Annotated in this window: 22 protein-coding genes; 13 read left to right on the forward strand and 9 right to left on the reverse strand. The window is 59.0% G+C overall.

Annotated features, from left to right (window positions below; all coding sequences use genetic code 11):
• Positions 1–356: 356 nt before the first annotated feature.
• Positions 357–1,820, forward strand: coding sequence for a chromosomal replication initiator protein DnaA (dnaA, locus tag FCH38_RS14135; protein ID WP_423753170.1), 1,464 nt, complete (start codon positions 357–359; stop codon positions 1,818–1,820).
• A gap of 73 nt (positions 1,821–1,893) precedes the next feature.
• Here the strand turns inward: dnaA and hemW are convergent, their stop codons facing one another.
• Genes hemW through rph form a run of 3 tightly spaced genes read right to left on the reverse strand, consistent with a single transcriptional unit; the run spans position 1,894 to position 4,477 of the window.
• Positions 1,894–3,093 (reverse strand): radical SAM family heme chaperone HemW, encoded by a 1,200-nt coding sequence (gene hemW / locus FCH38_RS14140; RefSeq protein WP_174374201.1) that lies wholly within the window; start codon positions 3,091–3,093, stop codon positions 1,894–1,896.
• Between the two features lie 5 nt (positions 3,094–3,098).
• The gene (gene rdgB / locus FCH38_RS14145; protein ID WP_153515203.1) at positions 3,099–3,743 is read right to left on the reverse strand and encodes an RdgB/HAM1 family non-canonical purine NTP pyrophosphatase; all 645 of its coding nucleotides are present in this window, start codon (positions 3,741–3,743) and stop codon (positions 3,099–3,101) included.
• A 17-nt stretch (positions 3,744–3,760) separates the two neighbouring features.
• Positions 3,761–4,477, reverse strand: a complete 717-nt coding sequence (rph, locus tag FCH38_RS14150; RefSeq protein ID WP_149898395.1) for a ribonuclease PH — start codon at positions 4,475–4,477, stop codon at positions 3,761–3,763.
• Positions 4,478–4,613: 136 nt separating this feature from the next.
• Between rph and hrcA the strand changes: the two genes are divergently transcribed.
• Together hrcA and grpE are read left to right on the forward strand one after the other, a co-directional pair.
• Positions 4,614–5,705 (forward strand): heat-inducible transcriptional repressor HrcA, encoded by a 1,092-nt coding sequence (gene hrcA, locus FCH38_RS14155; RefSeq protein WP_149898396.1) that lies wholly within the window; start codon positions 4,614–4,616, stop codon positions 5,703–5,705.
• 113 nt (positions 5,706–5,818) lie between these two features.
• Positions 5,819–6,454: a nucleotide exchange factor GrpE gene (gene grpE / locus FCH38_RS14160; RefSeq protein WP_153515202.1), complete on the forward strand. Its 636-nt coding sequence runs from the start codon at positions 5,819–5,821 to the stop codon at positions 6,452–6,454.
• A gap of 83 nt (positions 6,455–6,537) precedes the next feature.
• On the opposite strand, the gene ptsN is transcribed toward grpE, so the two are convergent.
• The 6 genes from ptsN to lptC all read right to left on the reverse strand — a co-directional run bounded on the left by ptsN (position 6,538) and on the right by lptC (position 11,654).
• Positions 6,538–6,999: a PTS IIA-like nitrogen regulatory protein PtsN gene (gene ptsN, locus FCH38_RS14165; RefSeq protein WP_149898398.1), complete on the reverse strand. Its 462-nt coding sequence runs from the start codon at positions 6,997–6,999 to the stop codon at positions 6,538–6,540.
• 82 nt (positions 7,000–7,081) lie between these two features.
• Positions 7,082–7,654 (reverse strand): ribosome hibernation-promoting factor, HPF/YfiA family, encoded by a 573-nt coding sequence (gene hpf, locus FCH38_RS14170; RefSeq protein ID WP_149898399.1) that lies wholly within the window; start codon positions 7,652–7,654, stop codon positions 7,082–7,084.
• 234 nt (positions 7,655–7,888) lie between these two features.
• Positions 7,889–9,439, reverse strand: a complete 1,551-nt coding sequence (gene rpoN, locus FCH38_RS14175; RefSeq protein ID WP_174374142.1) for an RNA polymerase factor sigma-54 — start codon at positions 9,437–9,439, stop codon at positions 7,889–7,891.
• A gap of 153 nt (positions 9,440–9,592) precedes the next feature.
• Positions 9,593–10,378 carry an LPS export ABC transporter ATP-binding protein gene (gene lptB / locus FCH38_RS14180; RefSeq protein WP_153515200.1) on the reverse strand — a complete coding sequence of 262 codons (786 nt, stop codon included), beginning with the start codon at positions 10,376–10,378 and terminating at the stop codon, positions 9,593–9,595.
• Positions 10,379–10,411: 33 nt separating this feature from the next.
• Positions 10,412–10,975, reverse strand: coding sequence for an LptA/OstA family protein (locus FCH38_RS14185; protein WP_046799322.1), 564 nt, complete (start codon positions 10,973–10,975; stop codon positions 10,412–10,414).
• A gap of 13 nt (positions 10,976–10,988) precedes the next feature.
• Positions 10,989–11,654 carry an LPS export ABC transporter periplasmic protein LptC gene (gene lptC, locus FCH38_RS14190; RefSeq protein WP_153515362.1) on the reverse strand — a complete coding sequence of 222 codons (666 nt, stop codon included), beginning with the start codon at positions 11,652–11,654 and terminating at the stop codon, positions 10,989–10,991.
• A 246-nt stretch (positions 11,655–11,900) separates the two neighbouring features.
• Here lptC and sppA point away from each other — a divergent pair, with 246 nt between their 5' ends.
• From sppA to FCH38_RS14240, 10 genes are all read left to right on the forward strand, one after another.
• Positions 11,901–12,854, forward strand: a complete 954-nt coding sequence (gene sppA, locus FCH38_RS14195; RefSeq protein WP_153515199.1) for a signal peptide peptidase SppA — start codon at positions 11,901–11,903, stop codon at positions 12,852–12,854.
• A gap of 2 nt (positions 12,855–12,856) precedes the next feature.
• On the forward strand, positions 12,857–13,186 hold the full coding sequence (locus tag FCH38_RS14200; protein WP_336510801.1) for an integration host factor subunit beta: 330 nt from the start codon (positions 12,857–12,859) through the stop codon (positions 13,184–13,186).
• A 65-nt stretch (positions 13,187–13,251) separates the two neighbouring features.
• Positions 13,252–13,593 carry a LapA family protein gene (locus FCH38_RS14205; RefSeq protein WP_149898403.1) on the forward strand — a complete coding sequence of 114 codons (342 nt, stop codon included), beginning with the start codon at positions 13,252–13,254 and terminating at the stop codon, positions 13,591–13,593.
• 92 nt (positions 13,594–13,685) lie between these two features.
• Positions 13,686–14,819, forward strand: a complete 1,134-nt coding sequence (locus FCH38_RS14210; RefSeq protein ID WP_153515197.1) for a class I SAM-dependent rRNA methyltransferase — start codon at positions 13,686–13,688, stop codon at positions 14,817–14,819.
• On the forward strand, positions 14,816–15,676 hold the full coding sequence (locus tag FCH38_RS14215; protein ID WP_153515196.1) for a TrmH family RNA methyltransferase: 861 nt from the start codon (positions 14,816–14,818) through the stop codon (positions 15,674–15,676). Before FCH38_RS14210 ends, FCH38_RS14215 begins: the two co-directional genes overlap by 4 nt.
• Positions 15,676–16,164: a signal peptidase II gene (gene lspA, locus FCH38_RS14220; RefSeq protein WP_046799329.1), complete on the forward strand. Its 489-nt coding sequence runs from the start codon at positions 15,676–15,678 to the stop codon at positions 16,162–16,164. The genes FCH38_RS14215 and lspA overlap by 1 nt, the downstream gene beginning before the upstream one ends.
• A 55-nt stretch (positions 16,165–16,219) precedes the next feature.
• On the forward strand, positions 16,220–18,463 hold the full coding sequence (locus FCH38_RS14225; RefSeq protein ID WP_174374144.1) for a hybrid sensor histidine kinase/response regulator: 2,244 nt from the start codon (positions 16,220–16,222) through the stop codon (positions 18,461–18,463).
• Positions 18,464–18,560: 97 nt separating this feature from the next.
• Positions 18,561–19,442 (forward strand): GNAT family N-acetyltransferase, encoded by an 882-nt coding sequence (locus tag FCH38_RS14230; RefSeq protein ID WP_174374202.1) that lies wholly within the window; start codon positions 18,561–18,563, stop codon positions 19,440–19,442.
• Between the two features lie 190 nt (positions 19,443–19,632).
• A complete protein-coding gene (gene mutS / locus FCH38_RS14235; RefSeq protein WP_236776614.1) occupies positions 19,633–22,284 on the forward strand; it encodes a DNA mismatch repair protein MutS in 2,652 nt (883 codons plus the stop codon).
• Between the two features lie 146 nt (positions 22,285–22,430).
• A complete protein-coding gene (locus FCH38_RS14240; protein WP_174374146.1) occupies positions 22,431–25,259 on the forward strand; it encodes a [protein-PII] uridylyltransferase in 2,829 nt (942 codons plus the stop codon).
• Positions 25,260–25,265: the final 6 nt, after the last annotated feature.

Raw genomic sequence — 25,265 nt, forward strand, 5'->3', positions numbered from 1 at the left:
CGCCGTTTCGGTCTCGGAACGGGCAGGGGTTTTTTGTCCTCAAGAATACGCCTTAGGGTTGTGGCGAAAGGAGCGTCTTTAGCGTGTCGCAGGCCTCTCCATGAGGGGGAGGGAAATGGGATAACCGGCTCGCAAACAAGTAGTAGCCTTTGATGCTCTTTCGAGGGGAGCGCTGAAGGCGGGAATAATACGAGGGGGATCTCTGGCGATCGATTTTTGATCGTCAGGCTATGATTGGCAATTTGAAAGGCGGCAATATGCAATTGAATTTGGCGATGGGTGCGGTGGCCGATGGGGACCGCGCACCGAAGGCTCGTGATGCAGCTTGCTCAGAAGCGGCAGGGGACAAATCGGCAATGAAGCACGATGCGCTGTTTGAACGTTTTAGCGCGCGGCTCAAGGCACAGGTTGGTCCCGAGGTCTATGCAAGCTGGTTTGCACGGCTTAAACTCCATACCGTTTCGAAAAGCGTCGTCCGCTTTACCGTTCCGACGACCTTTCTGAAGTCCTGGATCAACAACCGTTACATGGATTTGATCACCAGCCTCGTCCAGAGCGAGGATCCGGATGTGCTGAAGGTGGAAATTCTTGTCCGCTCGGCCAGCCGTCCGGTTCGTCCGGCGCAGACTGACGAACGGGTGCAGCCCGCACCTGAAGTCGGGGCGGCTCCGCGTAACAAGTCCTTCATTCCGTCGCAGCCCGCGACAGCGCCTTCCGCACAGCCTGCGGCGGCGCAGGCGACCCTGCGTCAGGGTGGCTCCGGGCCGCTGTTTGGTTCGCCGCTCGATACACGTTTCACCTTCGATACCTTTGTCGAAGGCTCGTCCAACCGTGTCGCACTTGCGGCGGCAAAGACGATCGCCGAAGCCGGTGCCGGCGCCGTGCGCTTCAACCCGCTGTTCATCCATGCGGGTGTCGGCCTTGGCAAGACGCATCTTCTGCAGGCCATCGCCAATGCCGCCATCGACAGCCCGCGCAATCCGCGCGTGGTCTATCTGACGGCTGAATATTTTATGTGGCGTTTTGCAACTGCGATCCGCGACAATGATGCCCTGACGCTGAAGGACACGCTGCGCAATATCGATCTGCTCGTCATCGACGACATGCAGTTCCTGCAGGGCAAGATGATCCAGCACGAATTCTGCCACCTGCTGAACATGCTGCTCGACAGCGCCAAGCAGGTCGTGGTGGCGGCAGACCGTGCGCCGTGGGAGCTGGAATCGCTCGATCCGCGTGTGCGTTCCCGTCTTCAGGGCGGCATGGCGATCGAGATCGAAGGTCCCGATTACGACATGCGCTATGAAATGCTCAACCGTCGTATGGGTTCTGCACGTCAGGACGATCCGTCTTTCGAGATTTCGGACGAAATCCTGACCCATGTGGCCAAAAGCGTGACGGCGAGCGGACGCGAGCTTGAAGGCGCCTTCAACCAGCTGATGTTCCGCCGCTCTTTTGAGCCGAACCTCTCGGTTGACCGTGTCGATGAGCTGCTGTCGCACCTCGTCGGAAGCGGTGAGGCCAAGCGCGTGCGCATCGAGGATATTCAGCGCATCGTCGCCAGACACTATAATGTGTCGCGACAGGAGCTGGTTTCCAACCGCCGCACCCGCGTCATCGTCAAGCCGCGCCAGATCGCCATGTATCTGGCCAAGATGCTGACGCCGCGCTCCTTCCCCGAGATCGGTCGCCGTTTCGGCGGTCGCGACCACACCACGGTTCTCCACGCGGTGCGCAAGATCGAGGAACTGATTTCCGGCGACACCAAGCTCGGCCACGAGGTTGAGCTGTTGAAGCGGCTGATCAACGAAAACAACGCATGAAAAAAGCGGCCTCCGGGCCGCTTTTTTTTGGCTTCTCATCTGTCGATTGTCTCAGGGTCGGCAAGGCTGCCGGTCAGCAGGCGAGATCGGCGACCACGGCATCCAGAATAAGCATGCCCGAAGGTGTGCAGCGCAGGCGGGAATTGCCAAGCCTCTCCACGAAACCGTGCTGCAGAAGGAATTCCTCCTTCTCCGGGTCGAGATCGCGGCCGGAAAGATCGCTCCAGCGGGCCAGATCGATGCCTTCGCGCAGGCGAAGGCCCATCAACAGCAATTCGTCGGCCTGTTCATCTACGCCCAGCATTTCCTGATCGACCATGCCATGCCCTTCCCGCTCGACGGTCTCGAGCCAGGTTTCCGGATGACGCTCGGTGGCGGTGGCGAGCTTGGCGGCGCCCCTCGTCAGGCGTCCATGTGCACCGGGGCCAATGCCGGCATAATCGCCATAACGCCAATAGGTGAGGTTATGGCGGCTTTCTGCGCCGGGGCGGGCGTGATTGGAAACCTCATAGGCCGGCATGCCGTAACGCTCGGTGATTTCCTGCGTCGCTTCATAAAGCACAGCCGAATGCTCACCATCCGGCACGATCAGTTTGCCGGCCTTATGCAAGCCGTAAAAGGGCGTGCCCTCCTCAATGGTCAGCTGATAGAGCGACAGGTGGTCGACGGCGTATGAGACCGCTTCCTTCAGTTCGGCGTCCCATTCGGCCACCGTCTGTTTCGGGCGGGCGTAAATCAGATCGAAGGACATGCGCGGGAAAATCTCCCGCGCCAGCCGGATGGCCTTCAGGGCATCGGCAACATCATGCAGGCGGCCGAGGAACTTCAGGTCACGGTCGTTCAGTGCCTGCACGCCAAGTGAGACGCGGTTGACGCCCGCTGCGCGATAACCGCGAAACCTTTCCGCCTCGACGCTGGAAGGATTGGCTTCCATGGTAATCTCGATACCATCAGGCACGTGCCAGAAACGCGCGACGCCATCAAGAATTGCGGCGACCGTCTGCGGGTCCATCAGCGATGGCGTGCCACCGCCCATGAAAATGCTGGTAACGACCCGTGGTCCGCTGAGCGCCCGCATATGTTCCATTTCACGCAGAAAGGCCGCGGTAAACCGCTCCTGATCCACCGGCCGGTGGCGGACATGGCTGTTGAAATCGCAATAGGGACATTTGGCCGCACAAAAGGGCCAATGCAGATAGATCCCGAAACCGGGATCGCCCGTATCCGGCAGAAGCGATGCGCCGGGGGCAGAAAAATGATGCTCCCCGACCATAGGGTTCATGCCTCCAGGCAGGTTTCTACGAATTTTTTAAAGGCGCGGGCGCGATGCGACAGCGCAAACGCGTCACCATGTTTCCAGCCGTGTTTCGCATCGGCCGTCATCTCGCCAAATGTAGTGTCATAACCTTCCGGTTTGAAGACCGGATCGTAACCGAAACCGCTCGTTCCGCGCGGCGGCCACACCACCGTGCCTTCCACTTCGCCGCGGAAATATTCGACATGACCGTCCGGCCAGGCAAGGCAGAGTACGCTGACGAAACGGGCCGTGCGATCTTCGGCTTTCGACGCACCGCGCTCGGCAAGCGCATCCTCGACCTTTTGCATAGCCATTGCAAAATCGCGCGTGCCGTCGGCCGTCTCCGCCCAGTTGGCGGTATAGACGCCCGGCGCGCCGTCCAGCGCGTCGATCACCAGACCGGAATCGTCGGACAGGGCCGGCAGGCCGGATGCCTTCGCGGAGGCAAGCGCCTTAATGGCGGCATTTTCCTCGAAGGTGGTACCCGTCTCGTCCGGCTCTTGGAAGTTCAGCTCGGCAGCCGACTTGGCGGAAAAGCCGAAAGGTCCGATGAGGTCGGCGATTTCGGCGATCTTGCCCTTGTTGTGGCTGGCGACGACGATCGTTCTGGTATCGAGCTTGCGCATCACGGTTTCCTGTCGGCTCAGGCGATCGTCTGTTTCTGAAGGGCGACCAGTTCACTGCATCCGGCCTTGGCAAGGCCAAGCAGCGTCAGGAATTCTTCCTCGGAGAATGGTGCGCCTTCCGCCGTCCCCTGAACCTCGACGATGCCGCCGGAGCCGGTGATGACGAAATTCGCATCGGTCTCGGCGGAAGAGTCTTCCAGATAGTCGAGATCGATGACCGGCTGTTTCGCGAAGATGCCGCAGGAGATAGCGGCGATATGATCTTTCAGGACCTTCTCGACCTTGATCATGTTGCGGGTTTCCATCCACTTCAGGCAATCATGCAGGGCGATCCATGCGCCGGTGATGGAGGCCGTGCGTGTGCCGCCATCGGCCTGGATGACGTCACAGTCGATGCTGATCTGGCGTTCGCCGAGTGCCTGCAGATCAACGACGGCGCGCAGCGAGCGGCCGATGAGGCGCTGGATTTCCTGCGTGCGGCCGCCCTGCTTGCCGGAAGCGGCTTCGCGCTTCATGCGCTCATGGGTGGAGCGCGGCAGCATGCCGTATTCGGCGGTCACCCAGCCCTTGCCGCTGTTGCGCAGCCATGGCGGCGTCTTTTCTTCAAGGCTTGCGGTGACGAGCACATGCGTGTCGCCGAATTTGACCAGACAGGAGCCTTCCGCATGTTTCGAGAAATTGCGCTCAAAGGAAACCTTGCGCATCTGATCGGTTTTTCTGCCTGAAGGCCGCATTTGATCTACTCTCCATGTTGGTTCCTGCCTTCTAAGGCGCGCTCCGGGCTTTTGCAAAGCCAATTTCCATTTTGCCGCAGCGGCGCAACGCATTATATTGGCTCAGAGTAGATTTGGACGACAAAGAACGGACGTGATGGGTTTTTCAGCACCGCTTTCAAAAGATCAGGCATCGCTGTTGGATGAACGGTCGCGGGAAATTTTCCGGCGCATCGTTGAAGGTTATCTCGACACTGGCGAACCCCTGGGATCGCGCAGCCTGTCGCGGCTGCTGCCGATGTCGCTTTCACCCGCCTCCGTTCGCAATGTCATGAGCGATCTCGAAGAGTTGGGCCTCATCTATTCGCCGCATATCAGCGCCGGACGCCTGCCCACCCAGACGGGGCTGCGTTTCTTCGTGGATGCCTTCATGCAGGTGGGCGATCTGCCCGCCGACGAGCGGGCAAATATCGATCGGCAGATCGGTCCTGTCGCCGGCCACGAACAATCGCTGGAAGGGCTGCTGACCGAGGCAAGCCGCATGCTGTCGGGCATGTCGCGCGGCGCCGGCCTTGTGCTGACGGCCAAGAACGATGTCATCCTCAAACATGTCGAATTCATCCGGCTGGAGCCCACCAAGGCGCTCGCCGTTCTGGTGGGCGATCATAATCAGGTCGAAAACCGCATCATCGAATTGCCGGCCGGTATATCCTCATCGCAATTGACCGAGGCGGCCAACTTCATCAACGCCCACCTCTCCGGCCAGACGCTGCAGGAACTGCGCGGCCAGTTCCAGACGCAGCAAGCGCAATTGCAATCGGAACTCGGCACGCTGGCGCAAGACCTCATCGAACGCGGTCTTGCCGTCTGGGCGGGTGACAATGAGGAGGGCAAGCTCGGCCGCCTCATCGTTCGCGGACGTTCCAACCTGCTCGAAGGCCTGGCCGGCGAAGAAGACATTGACCGTGTGCGTCTGCTGTTCGACGATCTGGAGCGCAAGGAAAATCTCATCGAAATCCTCAACCTTGCGGAAAGCGGTTCGGGGGTCAGGATTTTTATCGGCTCGGAAAACAAGCTCTTTTCGCTGTCCGGTTCATCGCTGATCGTTGCGCCCTATCGCGATGAGGACAACCGGGTCGTGGGTGCGGTTGGTGTCATCGGGCCGACAAGGCTGAATTACGCCCGTATTGTCCCCATGGTCGACTACACCGCGCAGATCATGGCCCGCCTTTCCCGAAAACAGAGATAGGACAAGCCCGCAAGGTTGGAGAATGCGGCAAGCTTTTCGCCGCAAGCCTTGATTTTTGCCCGCCAAAGCTCGATATCGGGCGCAACCAACAATATTCAAATCTGGAGAACGTCATGACCGACGATACAAAAAAGCCCGGACCTGACGCGGACATCGCCGAAGAGTTTCTCGATCCAGCACTTGCCGGGGAAGAGCCGACTGATGCTGCCGAACCCGATCCGGTCGAGCTGCTGAAGGCTGAAAATGCCGATCTGCGCGACAAGTTCCTGCGTCTCGCCGCCGAAATGGATAATCTTCGCCGCCGTACCGAGCGCGACGTCAAGGACGCCAAGGCCTATTCGCTGGCCGGTTTTGCACGCGACATGCTCGCCGTTTCCGACAATCTTCGCCGCGCGCTCGAGGCCATCCCGGATGAGCTCAAGACCAATGGCGAAGCCGGTCTCAACGGCCTGATCGAAGGCGTCGAGATGACCGAACGCTCGATGTTGTCAACGCTCGAGCGCCATGGCGTCAAGAAGATCGACGCCGAGGGCCAGAAGTTCGATCCGAACTTCCACCAGGCCATGTTTGAAATCCCCAATCCGGCAGTTCCGAACAACACCGTGCTTCAGGTTATTCAGGCCGGTTTCACCATCGGTGACCGCGTCCTGCGCCCCGCCATGGTTGGCGTTGCCAAGGGTGGCCCGAAGGTGGAAACCGCCACATCGGCCGAACCCGGCACGGCGTCTGTCAATGAGAAGGATGCCTGAGGCATTCCTGCCTGTGTAATAAAAAACGCGCCCTTGAGGCGCGTTTTTTATTGTCATGAAAACCTGAGATCAGCGGCGACGGATCAGGCCGCCGTCGCCTGTTCCTGATTGAGGAAAGCGTAGATTGCCGTGTCGGAATCGGTGGCGCGCAGCTTGGCCACCAGTTCAGGGTCGCGCAGGGCGCGCGCAATTCGAGACAGCGCCTTCAGGTGATCCGCGCCGGCGCCCTCAGGCGCAAGCAAAAGGAAAACCAGGTCGACCGGCTGGTCGTCCAGCGCTTCGAAATCGACCGGCGTTTCAAGACGTGCGAAGACGCCCGTAATCTGATGAATGCTGGCGAGCTTGCCATGCGGAATGGCGATGCCGTGGCCGACGCCGGTGGAGCCGAGCTTTTCACGCTGGAGGATGACGTCGAAAACTTCCCGTTCCGAAATCCCGGTAATTCTGGCTGCCTTTGCGGCCAGCTCCTGAAGCAATTGCTTTTTGGAATTCACCTTGAGGGCGGGAATAATCGCATCTTGTTGCAGCAAATCTGCCAACGCCATTCTCTTTTTCCTTCATGCCATCGAGACGATGCAGAAGGCAGATGCGCTTTCGCGCTCTGCCTCCCACGTCTTGTCAGACTGTTCAGCTCTTGATCGTTTCCGCGTCGATCCAGCCAATATTGCCGTCATGACGTCGGTAGACGATGTTGAGATATTCCTTGCCCGGGCTGCGGAATAGCAGAACCGGTTCGTCCGTCATGTCGAGCGCCATCACGGCGCTGGCAACGGACATAGTCTTTATCTGTTTCGAACTCTCCGCAACGATGGTGGGCGCGTAATCCTCGGGAACCTCATGGTCCTCATCGGGAACAGCATCCATCACCGTATAGGCGATTTCCTGCGACACGCCATTCGAACCACTGTGATGGTCCTTAAGCTTGCGCTTGTAGCGACGCAGGCGCTTCTCGATCCGCTCTGCGGCGGCATCGAAGCTTGCCTGCGGATCATTTGCCTGACCCGCTGCATGCAATACAACGCCGGTATCGAGATGCAGCTTGCAATCGGCGGCAAAACGCGATCCGGACTTCTCCACGGTTACCTGGCCTGAATACCCCCCATCGAAGTATTTGGTAACTGCCAGACCTATATTGTCCTCAATCCGCTGACGGAAAGATTCACCGATCTCCATATGTTTACCAGATACACGCACACTCATGGAAATTTTCCTTTTTGTAGTGATTTGCGAGTACCAGCTTACGTCAAGCCGCGCGCGCATCCAAGCGTTTCGAAGACCTTAAAAAGCCTCCATTCGAATTTTACGCCCATGGACGGTGGAGATTATTCCGTTACAAATGACCTTGCTTACGTGTGCGGCGGGCTTCTAGCCCCTGGCGTGATAAGAGTCAATGGTGCGGCAAAAAAGCGCCCCAAACGTGATCACATGCACCGCTCAGAAGACTGACAACCTGGCGAGCGCCTTCTTTTCCCGGCGTCTCTGCACGGAGGAGGGGATGTTCATCGCCTCGCGATATTTGGCGACAGTGCGGCGGGCTAGATCAACACCGCTCTTCTTCAGATTGTCGACGATATCGTCATCGGAAAGCACCGCCTCGGCGGCCTCCTGTGCGATCATGGCCTTGATGCGGTGACGCACCGCTTCCGCCGAATGGCTGTCGCCGCCCTCAACGGCGCTGATCGAAACGCTGAAGAAATATTTGAGTTCGAACAGCCCGCGCGGCGTCAGCATGTATTTCTTCGAGGTCACCCGGCTGACGGTGGATTCGTGCATCTTGATGGCGTCGGCCACCGTCTTGAGGTTCAGCGGGCGCAGGTGATCGACGCCATTGACGAGGAAGGCGTCCTGCTGGCGCACGATTTCCGTCGCCACCTTCATGATCGTCCGGGCGCGCTGGTCGAGGCTGCGAGTCAGCCAGTGGGCCGTCTGCATGCACTCGGAAAGGAAATCCTGGTCCTCTCCTGCGCGCGTCTTATGTTTCGAGACCTCGGCGAAGTAGCTCTGGTTGATGAGGACCCGCGGCAGGGTGTCGGGATTGATCTCCACCAGCCAGCCGCCGGAGGAGGAGGGCCGAACGATGATATCAGGGACGATCGTCTCCGAAACGGTCGAATCATAACCTGCGCCGGGACGCGGATTGAGCGTCCGGATTTCCGCCAGCATGTCGAGAAGGTCCTCTTCATCGACCCCACAGAGTTTTTTCAAGGTCGCGAAATCGCGTTTGGCCAAAAGCTCCAGATTGTCGATCAAGGCCCGCATTGCCGGGTCGAGCCGATCCCTCTGGGCGAGCTGGATCGCCAGACATTCGCTCAAGGAACGGGAAAACACGCCCGGAGGATCGAAGCCCTGAAGCGTCTTCAAAACGCTCTCCACCACTGACGGGGCCGCTCCCAGCCGTTCGGCGACATCATCGACGGCGTCCGTTGCAATATACCCGGTCTCATCGAGCTGGCCGATCAACGCGTCAGCGATCATCCTGTCCTCCGGAGAGGAGATGGCGAACGGCAATTGCTGATTGAGATGGTCGCCGAGGCTTTGTTTCGCGGCGACGAAGTCGTCGAGATCATAGCTTTCGCCGGACTCCTGCCCGGGCATGGATTTCCATTGGCTTGCCAGTTCGGGCGCATCGGCCTTTCTGGGCTCGGCATCATCAGGAAAGACGTTTTCGAAGCTGGTATCCAGTTGCTCGCCAAGATTTGCGGCGCGGTCGCCGTACCAGTCGTCGCTATCGGCCGTTACCGGGGTGTTTTTATCCGAGGCTTCGCCGTCAGCATCGCTGAAACTATCCGCACTATCAGGGATATCGCCGCCCAAATCGCCATCGTTTGCTGCAATTTCGAGCAGAGGATTACGCTCCACCTCCTGCGCGATAAACTGCGTCAGCTCGAAATGCGTCATCTGAAGCAGCTGGATGGACTGCATCAGTTGCGGTGTCATGACGAGAGACTGGTTTTGACGCAGCAAAAGGCTGGCAGACAATGCCATGGCGGACGCGAAACTCCCCTTACAGCTTCTCCATTGCCACAGTTTTCATAAATTTTGAGAAGGCAAAGAAACTTGGCCCAAAAATTGCTTTTTTATCTTGTTTGGTCAAGCGTCAGCGCGGGGCGCGATGAAGAATCTTTCGTGCCCGTAAGCTTAAAGGCTGAAATTATTGCCGAGATAGAGCCGGCGCACATCCGGATTGTTGACGATATCGTCCGCGCGGCCATGGGTCAGAACCTCACCGGCATGGATGATATAGGCGCGGTCGATGAGACCGAGCGTTTCACGGACATTGTGGTCAGTGATGAGAACGCCAATCCCGCGTGCGGTCAGGTGCCTCACGAGATTCTGGATGTCGCTGACCGAAATCGGATCGACACCGGCGAAAGGTTCGTCGAGCAGCATGAAAGTCGGATCGGTCGCCAGAGCGCGGGCGATTTCCAGACGACGACGTTCACCGCCCGACAGCGCAACGGCAGGCGACTTGCGCAGCTGGGCAATATGGAACTCTTCCAGCAGTTCATCGAGCTTGCGGTTGCGTTTGACGCTGTCCGGTTCGTGGACTTCAAGCACGGCGCGGATGTTTTCCTCGACCGTCAGGCCGCGGAAGATCGAGGCTTCCTGCGGCAAATAACCGACGCCGAGGCGCGCACGCCTGTACATCGGCATCCCGGTCACATCATTGCCATTGATGGCGATCTTGCCGCTGTCGACGGGTACGAGGCCCGTGATCATGTAAAAACAGGTTGTCTTGCCGGCGCCGTTCGGACCCAGAAGCCCTACGGCCTCACCGCGGCGCACGACCAGCGACACGCCGTTGACGACCCGGCGCGTATCATAGGTCTTCGTCAGGCCATGCGCGATCAGCGTGCCTTCATAACGGGCCTTGTCGGCCTGTGATGTCGCTTCCACGGATGGGTTGCGCCCACCGCCAAACATTTTTGAGATCGAAGGTATCTTCACGAGGTGAGACTACTGTTTTTTCTGCGATTTCGGATCGAGCATGATCCGAACGGGGCCGCCGCAGCTTTCGAGCTTCGCCTGTCCCGAGTTCATCAGGACAGTGAGCTTGCAGCCGGTGAAGACATTCGTGCCCTCGGACAGAACGACCTGCTTGCCCGTGAGGATAAATGTCTGCGCCGCCATGTCGAATTCGCCGTGATCGGCCGTGGCCTTCTGGGTCTCGGACGTCAGATAGACATTATTATCAACGAAGATTTTTTCGATATTCGCGTCACCGCTGGTGAGAGAGGAGCCCTCGCCCTTATAGTTGACCGTCATCTTGCCGGCCTGAAGGGTGGTCGTGCCCTGCACAACTTTCACGTTTCCGGTGAAGTAGGCCTTGCGCTCCTGATCCCGGATTTCGAGCTGGTCGCTTTCAATCGCGATCGGCTGGTCGCTGGAGAGCTTCACACCCTGCATATTGCTGGTGGTGCTCTGGGCGAAAGCCACGGTTGCGAGACAGGAGAAAACAAGACCTGCGGCTGCAACGCCTGCGGATCTGCCAAGGGAAACGGGACGGGAAACTTGCATCATCTGGACCGGGCTCTCACTTGGCTTCATTTTTGATATTGGATGCAGCGATACGTGCCCGTACCTGCCCCGAAAATGTAATCGTCTTGCCATTATCGGCGATATCAATCGATTGCGCAACAATGGCACCGTCGTTTGTTTTGATCGAAACGGGCTCTTTGCTACTCATTTTTCCGGCCTTCAGATCAACATCCGCAGACTGGAACTTCGCTTGTATGCCATTGCTGAGATTGATGTCAAAAGGTGCAGTCATCTTCAGCGTATTGGTGGCGCGGTCGAAAATGCCTTCCTTGGCAATTACCTGCGCGATGCTGTCATTAACAGGCACAGCGGCCAGAACTTTCTCGAGCGTCATCAGGTTGGGATTGGCGATATCCTGCAACGCACGCTCGGCGTTCATGGAATAGTCGATCCCCTTTTCGTTACGGCCGGCAACGGCAGGTTTTTCCATCACGATCTTGCCGTCTTCGATCCTGGCGCTTTCCAGTGAAACCTCGTCGGGCGCCCAGGTTCGAATGAGCGAAACGGCGATGAAGGCGAGCGAAATCACTGCGGCACTGAGCGGCAGGATGATTTTCAGCCGCTTGACGCGCGCGGAATGCCGCAGAGCGCGCTCGTAAGCGCCGTTCTGGTCATTCGGCAGCGGAAATGCTGGCGCGGGTTCGCGGAGTCGTTCAAGCATAAGAGTGGGTCCGGAAGCTCCCTGGGCGCCATTTTGGCGCGCAATTGAAGCTTGTATGTTTATCTTGATGTGTTTGGCACGAGTGCTTTGTCCTGCCAATATGGTTTTTGTCTGGAAAGGTGCAAGGGAAATACGAATTTTATCGTAATTCTGGTTTCCTTATTGTTTCCTTGCGGCTTCGCGCTAGAAGAACCATATGGCCGTGAAGCACACGTGGCGTCAAAGGCCGGATGGCAGAGGTTTTCGATGGATAATATGGCGATAGCGGATCGCAGGCGATTGCGCCGCAAGCTGACTTTCTGGCGGGTTGCCGCTGTTTTGCTGTTTGTCGTCGGTATTTTCGGCCTTTACCGGTTTTTCTGGACCGAACCGCAGCAAAGCACCAAGCCCCATATCGCCCGCGTCGAGATTTCCGGTCTGATCCAGGACAATACCGAACTCCTGGAACGGCTCGACAAGATCGCCAAAAGCGACAATGTCAAAGGGCTGATCGTGTCGATCTCCTCGCCGGGCGGCACCACCTATGGCGGTGAGCGCATCTTCAAGGCCATTCGCGGCGTTGCGGAAAAGAAGCCGGTCGTTTCCGACGTCCGCACTTTGGCGGCCTCCGCGGGCTATATGATCGCGTCGGCAGGCGATACCATCATCGCCGGTGAGACATCGATCACCGGCTCTATCGGTGTGATCTTTCAGTATCCCCAGGTCGGCCAGCTGATGGACAAGCTCGGCGTCTCGCTACAGGAAATAAAGTCGTCGCCCATGAAGGCGGAGCCTTCGCCGTTCCACGAGGCCCCCGAAGAGGCCAAGACGATGATCCGCTCCATGGTGATGGACACGTATAGCTGGTTCGTCGACCTTGTGGCCGATCGTCGCAAGCTGCCGCGTGAAGATGTGCTGAAACTGGCGAATGGCTCGATTTTCACAGGCAGGCAGGCGCTCGCCAACAAGCTGGTCGATACGCTCGGCGGCGAAAAGGAAATCCGCGGCTATCTCGAAACACACGGCGTCGCCAAGGATTTGCCGATCGTCGAATGGCGCGCGCCGTCGTCCCGCTCGCCGTTTTCGCTTTTCAGTGTTGCGCAAATAGCGAAGTTTCTGGGATATGACGATTTAATTCCCTTTGCGGGACCCGGCCAGCTCGGCGCGGACAAGTTGTTTCTTGACGGTCTTGTTTCCGTTTGGCAGGTTGGGCCACGTTAAAAATCCAATTCTTTCAGGGGGCAACCGTGATCAAGTCTGAACTGGTGCAGATCGTTGCTGCGCGTAACCCGCACCTTTATCACCGTGACGTGGAAAACATCGTCAATGCGGTGCTGGATGAAATCACCGATGCCCTGGCGGGTGGAAATCGTGTCGAGCTTCGTGGTTTCGGCGCATTTTCGGTGAAAAACCGACCTTCGCGTTCGGGGCGGAACCCGCGCACGGGCGAATCGGTTTTCGTTGAGGAAAAATGGGTGCCTTTCTTCAAGACGGGCAAGGAATTGCGTGAGCGCCTGAACCCCGGAATGGGTGACGAAGACGAGGACGATTGATCGTCTCTTCCGCCCGACGCCGGAAACGGAGCCGGCGGAACCCCGCAGCGATGGAGTAATGTCGGATGTCAAAAAAAATCATCAACCTCATCATCCTGCTTCCGCTGGCGATCATCCTCGTCATTCTATGCGTGGCCAACCGCCAGGCCGTAACGCTTGCGCTCAATCCTTTCCGGCCCGATGACGGCGTTCTGTCCTTTACAGCGCCGTTTTTTGTGTTCCTGTTTCTGGCCGTTATTTTCGGCGTGCTGCTGGGATCGTCGGCGACGTGGTTCGCGCAGGGCAAACATCGCAAACGCGCCCGTATCGAAGCCAGGGAAGCCGTTCGCTGGCACGATGAGGCGAACCGCCAGAAGGCGACTGGGGCCGCTCAGCTTCCGAATGCGGGCCAACTCCCGGCAAAGTGATATAGCCGACAGTCGTTCCGGCTCTAGTCGAGCGGCGTGCGGAATGCTATTTGCTGCGCCATAAGACGCGGGCAGAAGCGGGAAGATTTCCATTGAAGAAAAAAGACAGCCGGCCGGGCAATCGCGCACGTGCCGGGAGCGAGAAAAAACAGGTTCATGCCGCAAAGCCGGCGCGACGCGCGGAGGTAGCGCCGAAAAAGCGCGAACCCGATACGGTTCGCAGCGTGCCGAAACCTGCACCGAAGGAGAAGGTTGCTGCCGCACCGGCGATTGAGCAGGCGCCTGCACGGCCCCTCAAGCAACGCACCGGTGAACGTCCCGCAGAACAGGTTCCGGTCATTCTGGAATCGAGCGGTGCGGGCGATTTTCACTTGATCGACAGCGGCAATGGCCTGAAGCTCGAACAATATGGCGACTACCGCGTCGTCCGTCCCGAGGCGCAGGCGCTGTGGCAACCGTCGGTCCCCGACCGGGTGTGGCAAAATGCCGATGCCATTTTTACCGGCGATACGGATGAGGACGGCATGGGCCGCTGGCGCTTTCCGAAGACGGCGCTTGCCGAAACCTGGCCCTTGTCTCTGCTCGGCGTTGAATTTCTTGGCCGCTTCACGGCCTTCCGGCACGTCGGCGTCTTCCCGGAACAGATCGTCCATTGGGAATGGCTGAAACATGCCGTCGAGACGGCCGACCGGCCTCTGAAAGTGCTGAACCTCTTCGGTTACACCGGCGTCGCCTCGCTGGTTGCGGCCGCCGCGGGTGCTGAAGTCACCCATGTCGATGCTTCCAAGAAAGCGATTGGCTGGGCCAAGGAAAATCAGGAGCTTGCCGGGCTGGAACAGGCGCCCATCCGCTGGATCTGCGAAGATGCGATGAAATTCATCCAGCGTGAGGAGCGTCGCGGCAGCACTTACGACATCATCCTCACCGATCCGCCGAAATTCGGTCGCGGCACCCATGGTGAGATCTGGCAATTGTTCGACCATCTGCCGCTGATGCTGGATATCTGCCGGGAAATCCTCTCACCCAAGGCGCTCGGCCTGGTGCTGACGGCCTATTCCATCAGGGCCAGTTTTTATTCGATGCATGAGCTGATGCGCGAAATTATGCGCGGCGCCGGTGGCGTCGTCGCGTCAGGCGAACTCGTCATTCGCGAGGCAGGGCTTGACGGCAAGACACCCGGCCGGGTGCTTTCCACATCGCTGTTCAGCCGTTGGGAGCCGAAATGATGAAAGATATGCGCGAAAACACGACGCGCCGGGTTGGTCAGGTGAAGGAAGTGACCAGCCTTGCCAATCCCATCATCAAGGATATCAAGGCACTCACCCAGAAAAAGGGCAGGGAAGAGACCGGCACCTTCATGGCGGAAGGCCTGAAGTTGGTCATCGATGCTCTCGAACTGGGCTGGACGATCAAGACACTGGTTTACGCCAAGGCCGCCAAAGGCAAGCCACTGGTGGAGCAGGCCGCGGTAAAGACCGTCGCGTCCGGCGGTCTGGTGCTTGAAGTCAGCGAAAAAGTCATCGCCTCGATCACTCGCCGCGACAATCCGCAAATGGTCGTCGGCATTTTCGAACAGAAATGGGCGTCGCTCAGAGATATTCGCCCGGAAAAGAGCGAGACCTATATTGCGCTCGACCGTGTCCGCGATCCAGGTAACCTCGGCACGATCATCCGCACCGCCGATGCGGCGGGCGCATCGGGCGTTATTCTGGTCGGTGATTGCACCGACCCCTTCTCGCTGGAAACCGTTCGCGCCACCATGGGTTCGGTCTTCGCCATGCCGGTGGCCCGCGCCTCGGTTGACGAATTCCTGTCCTGGAAGAAATCGGCGCAGGTCAGCATCGTCGCCACCCATCTTGCCGGTTCCGTGGACTATCGAAAGATCGATTATGCCGGCAAGCCGGTCGTGCTTTTGATGGGTAACGAGCAATCCGGCCTGCCGCCGGAACTGGCCGCTAAGGCGGATCAGCTGGCGCGCATCCCCCAGCAGGGCCGTGCCGACAGCCTCAATCTCGCCATCGCAACCGCCGTGATGCTTTTCGAAGCACGGCGACATCTCCTCGAACTGGCACCGGTGAAGTAATGGCCAAAGCGGCACTGTTTTCGAAATTCGGCCCGGCTTTCGCGTTGATCGTCGCCGCGCTGGTGCTGGACCAGATCGTCAAACAACTGGTCGAAGCCTATCTGCCATTGCAGGAGATGGTGCCCGTCATTCCGTTTCTGGCGCTTTACCGCACCTATAATCTCGGCGTCGCCTTTTCGATGCTATCGGACATGCAGGGCTGGTTCATCGTCAGCATGCGGCTCGTTATTGTCGTCTTCGTGCTCTGGCTGTGGCGCAAGACGGCGGCGGACCGCACCTTCGCCCATCTCGGTTTTGCCTTCATCATCGCAGGTGCTGCCGGCAACCTTCTCGACCGTTTTCTTTATGGACACGTCATCGACTACATCCTGTTTCATACGCAGACATGGTCTTTCGCGGTCTTCAATCTGGCTGACAGTTTCATAACCATCGGCGCGGCCTGCGTCATTCTTGACGAATTTCTGCACGCCCGGGCGGCAAAAAAGTAAAATTTTAGGGTTTGCACCAAACATATCAAAACCGCTGCCGTGGTAGCGGTTGCATATGAGCGAACTGGCAAAACTTCGGGAAAAAGTTTCAGACGGCCTTGGGCTGGCGCCTGTAGCGCCGCAGCCGGGGGATCGTGTCGACGCGACAAGGCATAATGCCGGCGCAGAGCACGAGATCGGCTCAGGGCCGATTTCCTCGTACATTGCCATTTCGTTGTCGGTCGGTGCATTTTCCGCCGCGCTGATTGCGCTTGCGGTGCCCTATGCGGTCACCGTTGCCCTGGCCTCCTTCTTTGGCGCCGTGCTCGTCGGTGTCCTTCTCTACGCGCTGTTCGGCAAAACTGTCCCACTTAAAGACGCGTTGGCCGAGGATTTGGATGTTCGGCTGCGACAGACGCAGAACCGCTCGCTGATTGCCGAGATGCAGGAATCCATGGGTGATATCGTCGTCATCCGTAATCTGGATCGGCGTATCGTCGAAGCGAACAGGATCTTTCGCGAAATGACGGGATGCGCAACCCCCGAAGGGTTGAGTTGCGAGGAAATCGGCATTGCCTTCCGTCCGGGCGACAAGGTTCACGCCTATGATGTCGAGATCGCCACCCCTTTCGGACAGCGCATCTTCTCCTGGCACGATGTGGTCACCCGCGATCTGGCCAGCAGCCGCCTTCTCATCAGCAGCATCGCCAGAGACGTGACGGAAGAGCGGCTTGCGCTTGCCGAAAGGGAAGACGCCCGTTTGCGCGCCGAAAAGGCCGATGCCGAAAAGGCAAGGCTACTTGCCACCGTAAGCCATGAAATCCGCCTGCCGCTTTCCGGTATGCTCGGCATGAACCATCTCCTGTCGCAAACGAAGATCAACGAGGAGCAGCGCAATTATCTTGACGGCATGAAGCAGTCCGGCCAGTCGCTGGTGCAGCTGGTCGAGGATCTGCTGGATTATTCGACCATGGAGGCGGGTCGTTTCAGGCTCAATCCGCGCGCGGAAAACCTGCGGCGGCTGATCGAGAGCATTGTCGAGATGCTGGCGCATCGCGCCCACGAAAAAGGGATTGAAATCACCTCCTTCGTCAGCCCTGACGTGCCCGATTATCTCGATTTCGATCCGGCAAGGCTGCGTCAGGTGCTGTTTAATCTCCTTGGTAACGCCGTCAAATTCACGCAGGAGGGCGGAGTCGTCATCCGCGCGCGTATGGCCGATGGTGAATTGCAGATCGCCGTCGAGGATACCGGTCCGGGCATGAGCCAGACGGAGCAGGCCCGCATCTTCGGTGAATTCGAGCAGGCAGGGCCGATGTCACAGCGAAGCGCCGGTACGGGCCTCGGGCTTGCGATCTCCGCCCGCATCGTGCGGGAATTCGGCGGCAGCCTCACGGTTTCGAGCCGCAAGGGCAGCGGCAGCACCTTCACGCTTTCGTTCCACCCGGGCAGCGCGCCTGCCGCAATGCCGGATCCCGGCCGACGCCGCTGTCTGCAACACACCAATGTCCTGCTGATTGCGCCAAAGGGTGTGGCCGCGGCGGTGACGATGGAGGCGATAGAGGCCTTTGGTGGCAAATGTGTTCTCATTCATCAGCCGGAAGATTTGCAAAGACTGCGGGATGGGGCAGCTGACCTCAGCGCCGATCTCACCGATATCATCGTCGACCGGCGCGTTTCACTCCTGTTCAGGGACGCCCTAAAGGACTGGCCGCAGCAGAATGTTCGCCTCACCCTGCTGGTAAGCCCCGAGGAGCGGCCTTCGACCATGCATGTCTCCTTCGACGCCTGGCTGATCCGGCCGCTGCGCGAAAAATCGCTGATCGACGTCCTCTGCGGTCGCCTGCGCGGCATAGAGCGCCGCGACGCGCTGAACGACAACCACCCCGATGTGGGCTTTTCATCACGGCTGAAGCAAGTGGCAAGTGGCGTCGATATTCTCGTGGCCGAGGATGATGCCGTCAATGCGCGCATCATCCGGGCGGTTCTGGAGAAAAGCGGTTACATCGTTCGTGCCGTCGATGACTTTCAGGCCCTGCGGCAGTCGTTGGCGCCGGGTGCTGCCCGTTTGCCGCACCTCATCATCTCGGACCTCAATATGCCGGGTGGTGAGGGGCTTGAGGTGCTGCCGGAACTTCTCGGCACGTTGGAGGGCGAGAGAAATATTCCCCTCATCGTGCTCAGTGGCGATGCCAGTGCCGACACCGCCGAAATCCTGCTGAAAGCCGGTGCAGCCAAGGTTTTGACCAAGCCCACCGACCCAAGACAGCTGGTCGAGGAAATCCGTCGCATGCTGGAGGCGAAACGCCTTTCCCCATAATAGCTTGACAGACTCGCGCTGGCGTCATTTTGTCACTATTCTGTCGTCAATTAGTGATTTATGACAGGAAAATTCTTTGGTGGCGGAGCGATTCCCCATGGTGGCCGAAATCTTCAATCACGACATTTGTGAAAACAATGTTGTCATTCATCCTCGTTCGGAGTCCGCTCAGGGCAATGAGGGTCTTTTCGGTCGTATCGGCACATTGGAAACCCGGCTTGCGAGAAATGAGCGCGAGATCGATGCTGCACAATCCGTGCGTTACAAGGTTTTCGTTGAGGAAATGAATGCGCGGCTTCCCGCTGACGCGATGCGCCGCAAGCGCGATATCGACGCCTGGGACAGTGTCTGCGACCATCTGCTCGTGCTCGACAAGGCCATCGAAGGCGATAGTGAAGACCAGATCGTCGGCACCTACCGACTGTTGAGGCAGGAAACGGCGCTCGCCAACAACGGGTTTTATTCGGCCAGCGAATTCGACATTGCAGGGCTGGTTGCGCGCCATCCGGGCAAGCGCTTCATGGAGCTTGGCCGTTCCTGCGTGCTGCCGGAATATCGCACCAAGCGTACCGTTGAGCTTCTGTGGCAGGGCAATTGGGCCTATGCGGTGAAACATCGTATGGACGCGATGATCGGCTGCGCCTCCTTCCCCGGCGTGCAGCCGGAAACCCATGCACTGGCGCTGTCCTTCCTGCACCATAATTGTGTTGCAAAGGGCGAATGGGAGGCTTCCGCACTTCCCGAGCTTTATCGCGAGATGGACCTGATGCCGGCGGAGGCGTTGAATACCCGCAAGGCGCTGAACGCCATGCCGCCGCTGATCAAGGGCTATATGCGTCTAGGCGCCATGTTCGGCTCTGGTGCTGTGGTGGACCATGCCTTCAACACGACAGATGTTCTGGTCGTTCTGCCGGTCACGTCCATCGCCGGCCGCTACATCAGCTATTACGGCGGCGAGGCCGAGCGCATCAACGGCTGATCAGCTTTTGACTGGATCTTGCCGGATGTTCCTGTGGGCAGCGGCCCTGCGCGTGTTGTGTCGGGGCGGGCATTGCCGCTAGTGTCGGCGCTCCTTTTCCGCAACACGATATGACATCGGCAGGCCATTGACGGACGTTCTGACAACCGCTTCCCTGATAACGGAGGAGAGCCGCGCTTCGGCCACTCCGATGATGGAGCAATATATCGAGATCAAGGCGAACAATCCCGGTTCGCTGCTGTTCTACCGCATGGGCGATTTCTACGAATTGTTCTTTGACGATGCGGTCGAAGCCTCCCGGTCGCTCGGCATCACGCTGACGAAACGTGGCCAGCATATGGGGCACGATATTCCCATGTGCGGCGTTCCCGTGCATGCGGCGGACGATTATCTCCAGAAGCTCATCCTGCGCGGTTATCGCGTCGCCGTCTGCGAACAGGTGGAAGATCCCGCCGAGGCGAAGAAGCGCGGCTCGAAATCCGTGGTCAAGCGTGATGTGGTGCGGCTTGTCACGCCTGGCACACTGACCGAAGAAAAACTGTTGTCGCCGACGGAGTCCAACTATCTGATGGCGCTGGCCCGTATTCGCGGCAGTGCCGAGGCGCAGTTCGCGCTCGCCTGGATCGATATTTCCACCGGCGTCTTCCGTTTGGCGGAAACCACGCTGACGCGGCTTCTCGCCGATATCTGGCGTATCGACCCGCGCGAGCTGATCGTTGCCGACAGCCTGTTCCATGATGAGGAATTGCGGCCGGTTTTCGATGTTTTGGGTCGCGTGGCGGTGCCGCAACCTGCCATCCTGTTCGACAGCGCCACGGCGGAAGGGCGTATCGCCCGTTATTTCAATGTCGCGACGCTGGATGGTTTCGGCAGTTTTTCTCGCATTGAAATGGCTGCCGCTGCCGCTGCCGTCGCTTATGTCGAAAAGACCCAGATTGCCGAGCGCCCGCCGCTCGGCGCGCCGGAGCGCGAAAGTGCTGCCTCCACCCTTTTCATCGATCCCGCCACCCGCGCCAATCTGGAACTGGTGAAGACGCTATCCGGCGACAGGGATGGCTCGCTGCTGCATGCCCTGAACCGCACGGTCACGGGTGGCGGCGCAAGGATGCTGGCCGAGCGCCTGATGTCGCCGCTTACCGACCCGGAAAAGATAAACGCCCGCCTCGATGCTGTGGGCTATCTCATCGACGATGTCTCGCTCTCCGACGGGCTGCGCGATGCCTTGAAACATGTTGCTGATATGCCGCGTGCGCTTTCACGTCTGGCTCTGGAGCGCGGTGGCCCGCGTGATCTCGGCGCCATCAGGCAGGGACTGGTTTCCGCTGAAAAAATCGCGACTATTCTCGACGGTGGGTTGCTGCCAGATGAGTTGGCGACGGCTCTCAAGGATTTAAAAGCCTTGCCGGGCGGGCTGGAAGCAATGCTCGGCTCGATGCTGGCCGATGATCTACCGCTTCTGAAACGCGACGGCGGTTTCCTGCGTGACGGCGCCAATCCGGAACTTGACGAGGTTCGGGCGCTACGCGATCAGTCCCGCCGGGTGATCGCCGGTCTGCAACTGAAATATGCCGATGAGACCTGCATCAAGTCGCTGAAGATCAAGCACAATAACGTTCTCGGTTATTTCATCGAGGTCACGGCCGGCAATGCCGATGTCATGATGGCGACGGATGAGGCCAAGGCGCGCTTCATCCATCGCCAGACGATGGCCGGCGCCATGCGCTTCACCACCACCGAGCTTGCCGATCTGGAAAGTCGCATCGCCAATGCTGCAGCGCAGGCTCTGACAATGGAGCTGGAAGCCTTCGCCCGCATGGTTGAGGCTGTGGTGCAGCAGGCGGAAGCAATCAAGGCCGGTGCTTCAGCACTCGCCGTCATCGACGTCGCCTCAAGCCTTGCCTATCTGGCGACCGAACAGGCCTATTGCCGCCCGATTGTCGATGCCTCCATGACCTTCGCGATCAAAGGCGGGCGTCATCCGGTCGTAGAACAGGCGCTGCGGCGGCAATCGGCCGGACCCTTCATCGCCAATAATTGTGATCTGTCGGCGGTCAACGGCGGCAAGAACGGCGCAATCTGGTTGCTGACAGGCCCGAACATGGGCGGTAAATCGACCTTCCTGCGCCAGAATGCGCTGATCGCCATCCTTGCGCAGATCGGCTCCTTCGTCCCGGCGGAGGCAGCCCATATCGGCGTCGTCGACCGGCTGTTTTCCCGCGTCGGCGCGTCCGACGACCTGGCGCGCGGCCGCTCGACCTTCATGGTGGAGATGGTGGAAACCGCTGCCATCCTCAATCAGGCGACGGACCGTTCGTTGGTCATTCTGGACGAGATCGGCCGTGGCACGGCAACCTTCGACGGGCTTTCGATCGCCTGGGCGGCAGTCGAACATCTGCATGAGGTTAATCGTTGCCGTGGCCTCTTCGCCACCCATTTTCATGAGTTGACCGTTTTGTCGGAAAAACTTGGCCGCCTCTCCAATGCCACGATGCGGGTGAAAGAGTGGGAAGGCGACGTCATCTTCCTGCACGAAGTCGGGCCGGGTGCCGCAGATCGTTCCTACGGTATTCAGGTCGCACGGCTTGCCGGGCTTCCGGCATCGGTTGTGGAGCGCGCCCGCGAGGTGCTGACGAAACTGGAAGATGCCGACCGCAAAAACCCGGCGAGCCAGCTGATCGACGATCTGCCGCTGTTCCAGATCGCCGTGCGCCGCGAGGAGACCCGCAAGACCGGGCCATCGAAGGTGGAGGACGCTCTGAAGGGGATTAACCCTGACGAAATGACACCGCGTGAGGCATTGGACGCGCTCTATGCGCTAAAGAAAGAACTTGGCAAGGCTTGAACTTTTTTGCGCATCGAATTTTCCGAAAACCGCTGACACTTTTCGGTTCGATGCGGAGACTGCCTGTCCATCGCCTTTAAAACTCGCTATAGGACACTCCCATCGCAAGCGGTGGGATTTCCCACAGGACATGGATACCGGCATAGATGGCCATCAAGGACCTGGATTTTTCCGAAATTCTCGATGTCTCGGCGCTGAAGCGCGACTGTGACATCATCTTTAAGGAAGATGGCAAGCGCATCGCCGATATCAGGTCCGACCTGCTGCCACTGTTTCGCAAGGCCAGCACGGAAGGCCGGGAAAAGGTCCGCGAACTGCTGAAGACCGATGGCAGCGGCATTGATTGCGCCCGCCGCATTTCCTGGCTTCAGGATCGGCTGATCGAGACGCTTTATGATCTTGCCTGCCAATATGCCTATCCGAAGGATGCCCCGCAGATCGCGGTGGCGGCAGTCGGCGGTTACGGTCGCGGCACGCTGGCGCCGGGATCGGATATCGACCTTCTGTTCCTGCTGCCGGCCAAGAATACGCCTGACATGCACAAGGCCGTGGAGTTCGTGCTTTATCTGCTCTGGGATCTCGGCTTCAAGGTGGGCCATGCTACCCGCACAGTGGATGAGTGCATTCGCCTCTCCAAATCCGATATGACCATCCGAACCGCCATTCTGGAAGTGCGGGCGATCTGCGGCAAAAAATCCCTGACCGACGATCTGGAAAAACGTTTCGAGGCGGAAGTCGTCACCGGCACCGGCCCGGAATTCATCGCCGCCAAGCTCGCCGAGCGTGACCAGCGCCATCGCAAGGCGGGCGATACGCGTTATCTGGTGGAGCCGAACGTCAAGGAAGGCAAGGGCGGCCTGCGCGATCTGCACACGCTGTTCTGGATCGCCAAATATTATTACCACGTTCGCGATACCGCCGATCTCGTCAAGCTCGGTGTTCTGTCGAGGCGTGAACTCAGGCTGTTCGAAAAGGCCGATGATTTTCTCTGGGCCGTCCGTTGCCAGATGCATTTCATCACCAACAAGGCGGAAGAGCGCCTTTCCTTCGATATTCAGCGCGAGATCGCCGATGCGCTGAACTATCAGCCGCGGCCCGGCCTTTCCGCCGTCGAGCGCTTCATGAAGCATTATTTCCTCGTGGCGAAGGACGTGGGTGACCTGACGCGCATCGTCTGCGCTGCGCTGGAAGACCGGCAGGCGAAGGACGTGCCGGGCCTCTCCGGCGTCCTCAGCCGATTCGCCCATCGTGTCCGCAAGATTCCCGGTTCGGTGGAATTCGTCGAGGACCGGGGGCGTATCGCACTAGCCAAGCCTGACGTCTTCAAGAACGACCCGGTTAATATGATCCGGCTTTTCCACATCGCCGATATCAACAATCTCGAACTGCATCCGGATGCTTTGCGCGTCGTCACGCGCTCACTGTCGCTCATTAATGATGCGCTTCGCGAAAACGAGGAGGCGAACCGGCTGTTTCTGTCGATCCTCACCTCGCGACGCGATCCGGCGCTGACACTCAGGCGGATGAACGAGGCAGGCGTACTCGGCAAATTCATTCCCGAATTCGGCAAGATCGTCGCAATGATGCAGTTCAACATGTATCATCACTATACCGTGGACGAGCACCTGATCCGCTCCGTGGGTGTGCTGTCGGAGGTGGACAAGGGAACGGCTGTCGATGCCCATCCGCTGGCCAACCAGCTGATGCCGGGCGTTGAAGAGCGCGAGGCGCTGTATGTCGCCGTGCTGCTGCACGACGTGGCGAAGGGCCGGCAGGAGGATCACTCGATTGCCGGCGCGCGGGTGGCCCGCAAGCTCTGCCAGCGTTTCCGCCTGACGGGCAAGCAGACCGAAACCGTCGTCTGGCTCATCGAACAGCATCTCTTGATGTCCATGGTCGCCCAGACACGCGACCTGCATGACCGCAAGACCATCACCGATTTCGCCGACAAGGTGCAGTCCATGGAGCGGCTGAAGATGCTGCTCATCCTGACGGTTTGCGATATCCGAGCCGTCGGTCCGGGTGTGTGGAACGGCTGGAAGGGACAGTTGCTGCGCTCGCTTTATTACGAGACGGAACTGCTGCTTTCCGGCGGCTTCTCGGAAGTCTCCCGCAAGGAACGTGCGCAGATCGCCCGGCAGGCGCTTTACGACGCCCTCGATGACTGGGGCCAGAAGGCGCGGCGCAAATATACCAAGCTGCATTACGAGCCTTATCTGCTGACGGTGGCGCTGGAAGACCAAGTGCGCCACACCCGCTTCATCCGTGAGGCCGACAAGCAGGAAAAGGCGCTGTCGACCATGGTGCGCACGCATTCCTTTCACGCGATTACGGAAATCACCGTGCTGGCGCCCGACCATCCGCGCCTGCTGTCGATCATCACCGGCGCCTGTGCGGCGGCCGGCGCCAACATCGCGGATGCGCAGATATTCACCACATCCGATGGGCGGGCGCTGGATACGATCCTCATCAACCGCGAATTCCCGATCGACGAGGATGAGACACGGCGCGGCAACAATGTCGGCAAGCTCATCGAAGAGGTTCTGTCGGGCCGCCAACGCCTGCCGGAAATGATCGCGACGCGCACCAAGAGCCGCAAGAAGAAAAGCGCCTTCATCATTCCGCCCTCGGTCATCATTTCCAACGGGCTGTCGAACAAGTTCACCGTTATCGAAGTCGAGTGCCTCGACCGGCCGGGCCTGCTGGCGGATATGACGGCTGTCATCGCCGATCTGTCGCTCGATATTCACTCCGCCCGTATCACCACCTTCGGCGAAAAGGTCATCGACACCTTCTACGTGACTGATCTCTTCGGGCAGAAAGTGACGAACGATAATCGGCAGGCCAGCATCGCCACCCGCCTGAAGGCGGTGATGAGCGAGCAGGAAGACGAATTGCGCGACCGCATGCCGAACGGCATCATCGCCCATCCCGACGTGGCCGCACTGCCGGCCGCGCGCACGGCAAAGGCTTGAAGCGCC

This window comes from Agrobacterium tumefaciens (assembly GCF_013337285.1).
Lineage (GTDB): Bacteria > Pseudomonadota > Alphaproteobacteria > Rhizobiales > Rhizobiaceae > Agrobacterium > Agrobacterium burrii.

What these genes read in the sequence shown, in the direction of transcription:
- dnaA (WP_423753170.1), top strand. Translation starts at nt 357, where the DNA reads ATGAAGCACGATGCGCTGTTTGAACGTTTTAGCGCGCGGCTCAAGGCA.
- hemW (WP_174374201.1), bottom strand. Translation starts at nt 3,093, where the DNA reads ATGGTCGGGGAGCATCATTTTTCTGCCCCCGGCGCATCGCTTCTGCCG.
- rdgB (WP_153515203.1), bottom strand. Translation starts at nt 3,743, where the DNA reads ATGCGCAAGCTCGATACCAGAACGATCGTCGTCGCCAGCCACAACAAG.
- rph (WP_149898395.1), bottom strand. Translation starts at nt 4,477, where the DNA reads ATGCGGCCTTCAGGCAGAAAAACCGATCAGATGCGCAAGGTTTCCTTT.
- hrcA (WP_149898396.1), top strand. Translation starts at nt 4,614, where the DNA reads ATGGGTTTTTCAGCACCGCTTTCAAAAGATCAGGCATCGCTGTTGGAT.
- grpE (WP_153515202.1), top strand. Translation starts at nt 5,819, where the DNA reads ATGACCGACGATACAAAAAAGCCCGGACCTGACGCGGACATCGCCGAA.
- ptsN (WP_149898398.1), bottom strand. Translation starts at nt 6,999, where the DNA reads ATGGCGTTGGCAGATTTGCTGCAACAAGATGCGATTATTCCCGCCCTC.
- hpf (WP_149898399.1), bottom strand. Translation starts at nt 7,654, where the DNA reads ATGAGTGTGCGTGTATCTGGTAAACATATGGAGATCGGTGAATCTTTC.
- rpoN (WP_174374142.1), bottom strand. Translation starts at nt 9,439, where the DNA reads ATGGCATTGTCTGCCAGCCTTTTGCTGCGTCAAAACCAGTCTCTCGTC.
- lptB (WP_153515200.1), bottom strand. Translation starts at nt 10,378, where the DNA reads ATGTTTGGCGGTGGGCGCAACCCATCCGTGGAAGCGACATCACAGGCC.
- FCH38_RS14185 (WP_046799322.1), bottom strand. Translation starts at nt 10,975, where the DNA reads ATGATGCAAGTTTCCCGTCCCGTTTCCCTTGGCAGATCCGCAGGCGTT.
- lptC (WP_153515362.1), bottom strand. Translation starts at nt 11,654, where the DNA reads ATGCTTGAACGACTCCGCGAACCCGCGCCAGCATTTCCGCTGCCGAAT.
- sppA (WP_153515199.1), top strand. Translation starts at nt 11,901, where the DNA reads ATGGATAATATGGCGATAGCGGATCGCAGGCGATTGCGCCGCAAGCTG.
- FCH38_RS14205 (WP_149898403.1), top strand. Translation starts at nt 13,252, where the DNA reads ATGTCAAAAAAAATCATCAACCTCATCATCCTGCTTCCGCTGGCGATC.
- FCH38_RS14215 (WP_153515196.1), top strand. Translation starts at nt 14,816, where the DNA reads ATGATGAAAGATATGCGCGAAAACACGACGCGCCGGGTTGGTCAGGTG.
- lspA (WP_046799329.1), top strand. Translation starts at nt 15,676, where the DNA reads ATGGCCAAAGCGGCACTGTTTTCGAAATTCGGCCCGGCTTTCGCGTTG.
- FCH38_RS14225 (WP_174374144.1), top strand. Translation starts at nt 16,220, where the DNA reads ATGAGCGAACTGGCAAAACTTCGGGAAAAAGTTTCAGACGGCCTTGGG.
- FCH38_RS14230 (WP_174374202.1), top strand. Translation starts at nt 18,561, where the DNA reads ATGGTGGCCGAAATCTTCAATCACGACATTTGTGAAAACAATGTTGTC.
- mutS (WP_236776614.1), top strand. Translation starts at nt 19,633, where the DNA reads ATGATGGAGCAATATATCGAGATCAAGGCGAACAATCCCGGTTCGCTG.
- FCH38_RS14240 (WP_174374146.1), top strand. Translation starts at nt 22,431, where the DNA reads ATGGCCATCAAGGACCTGGATTTTTCCGAAATTCTCGATGTCTCGGCG.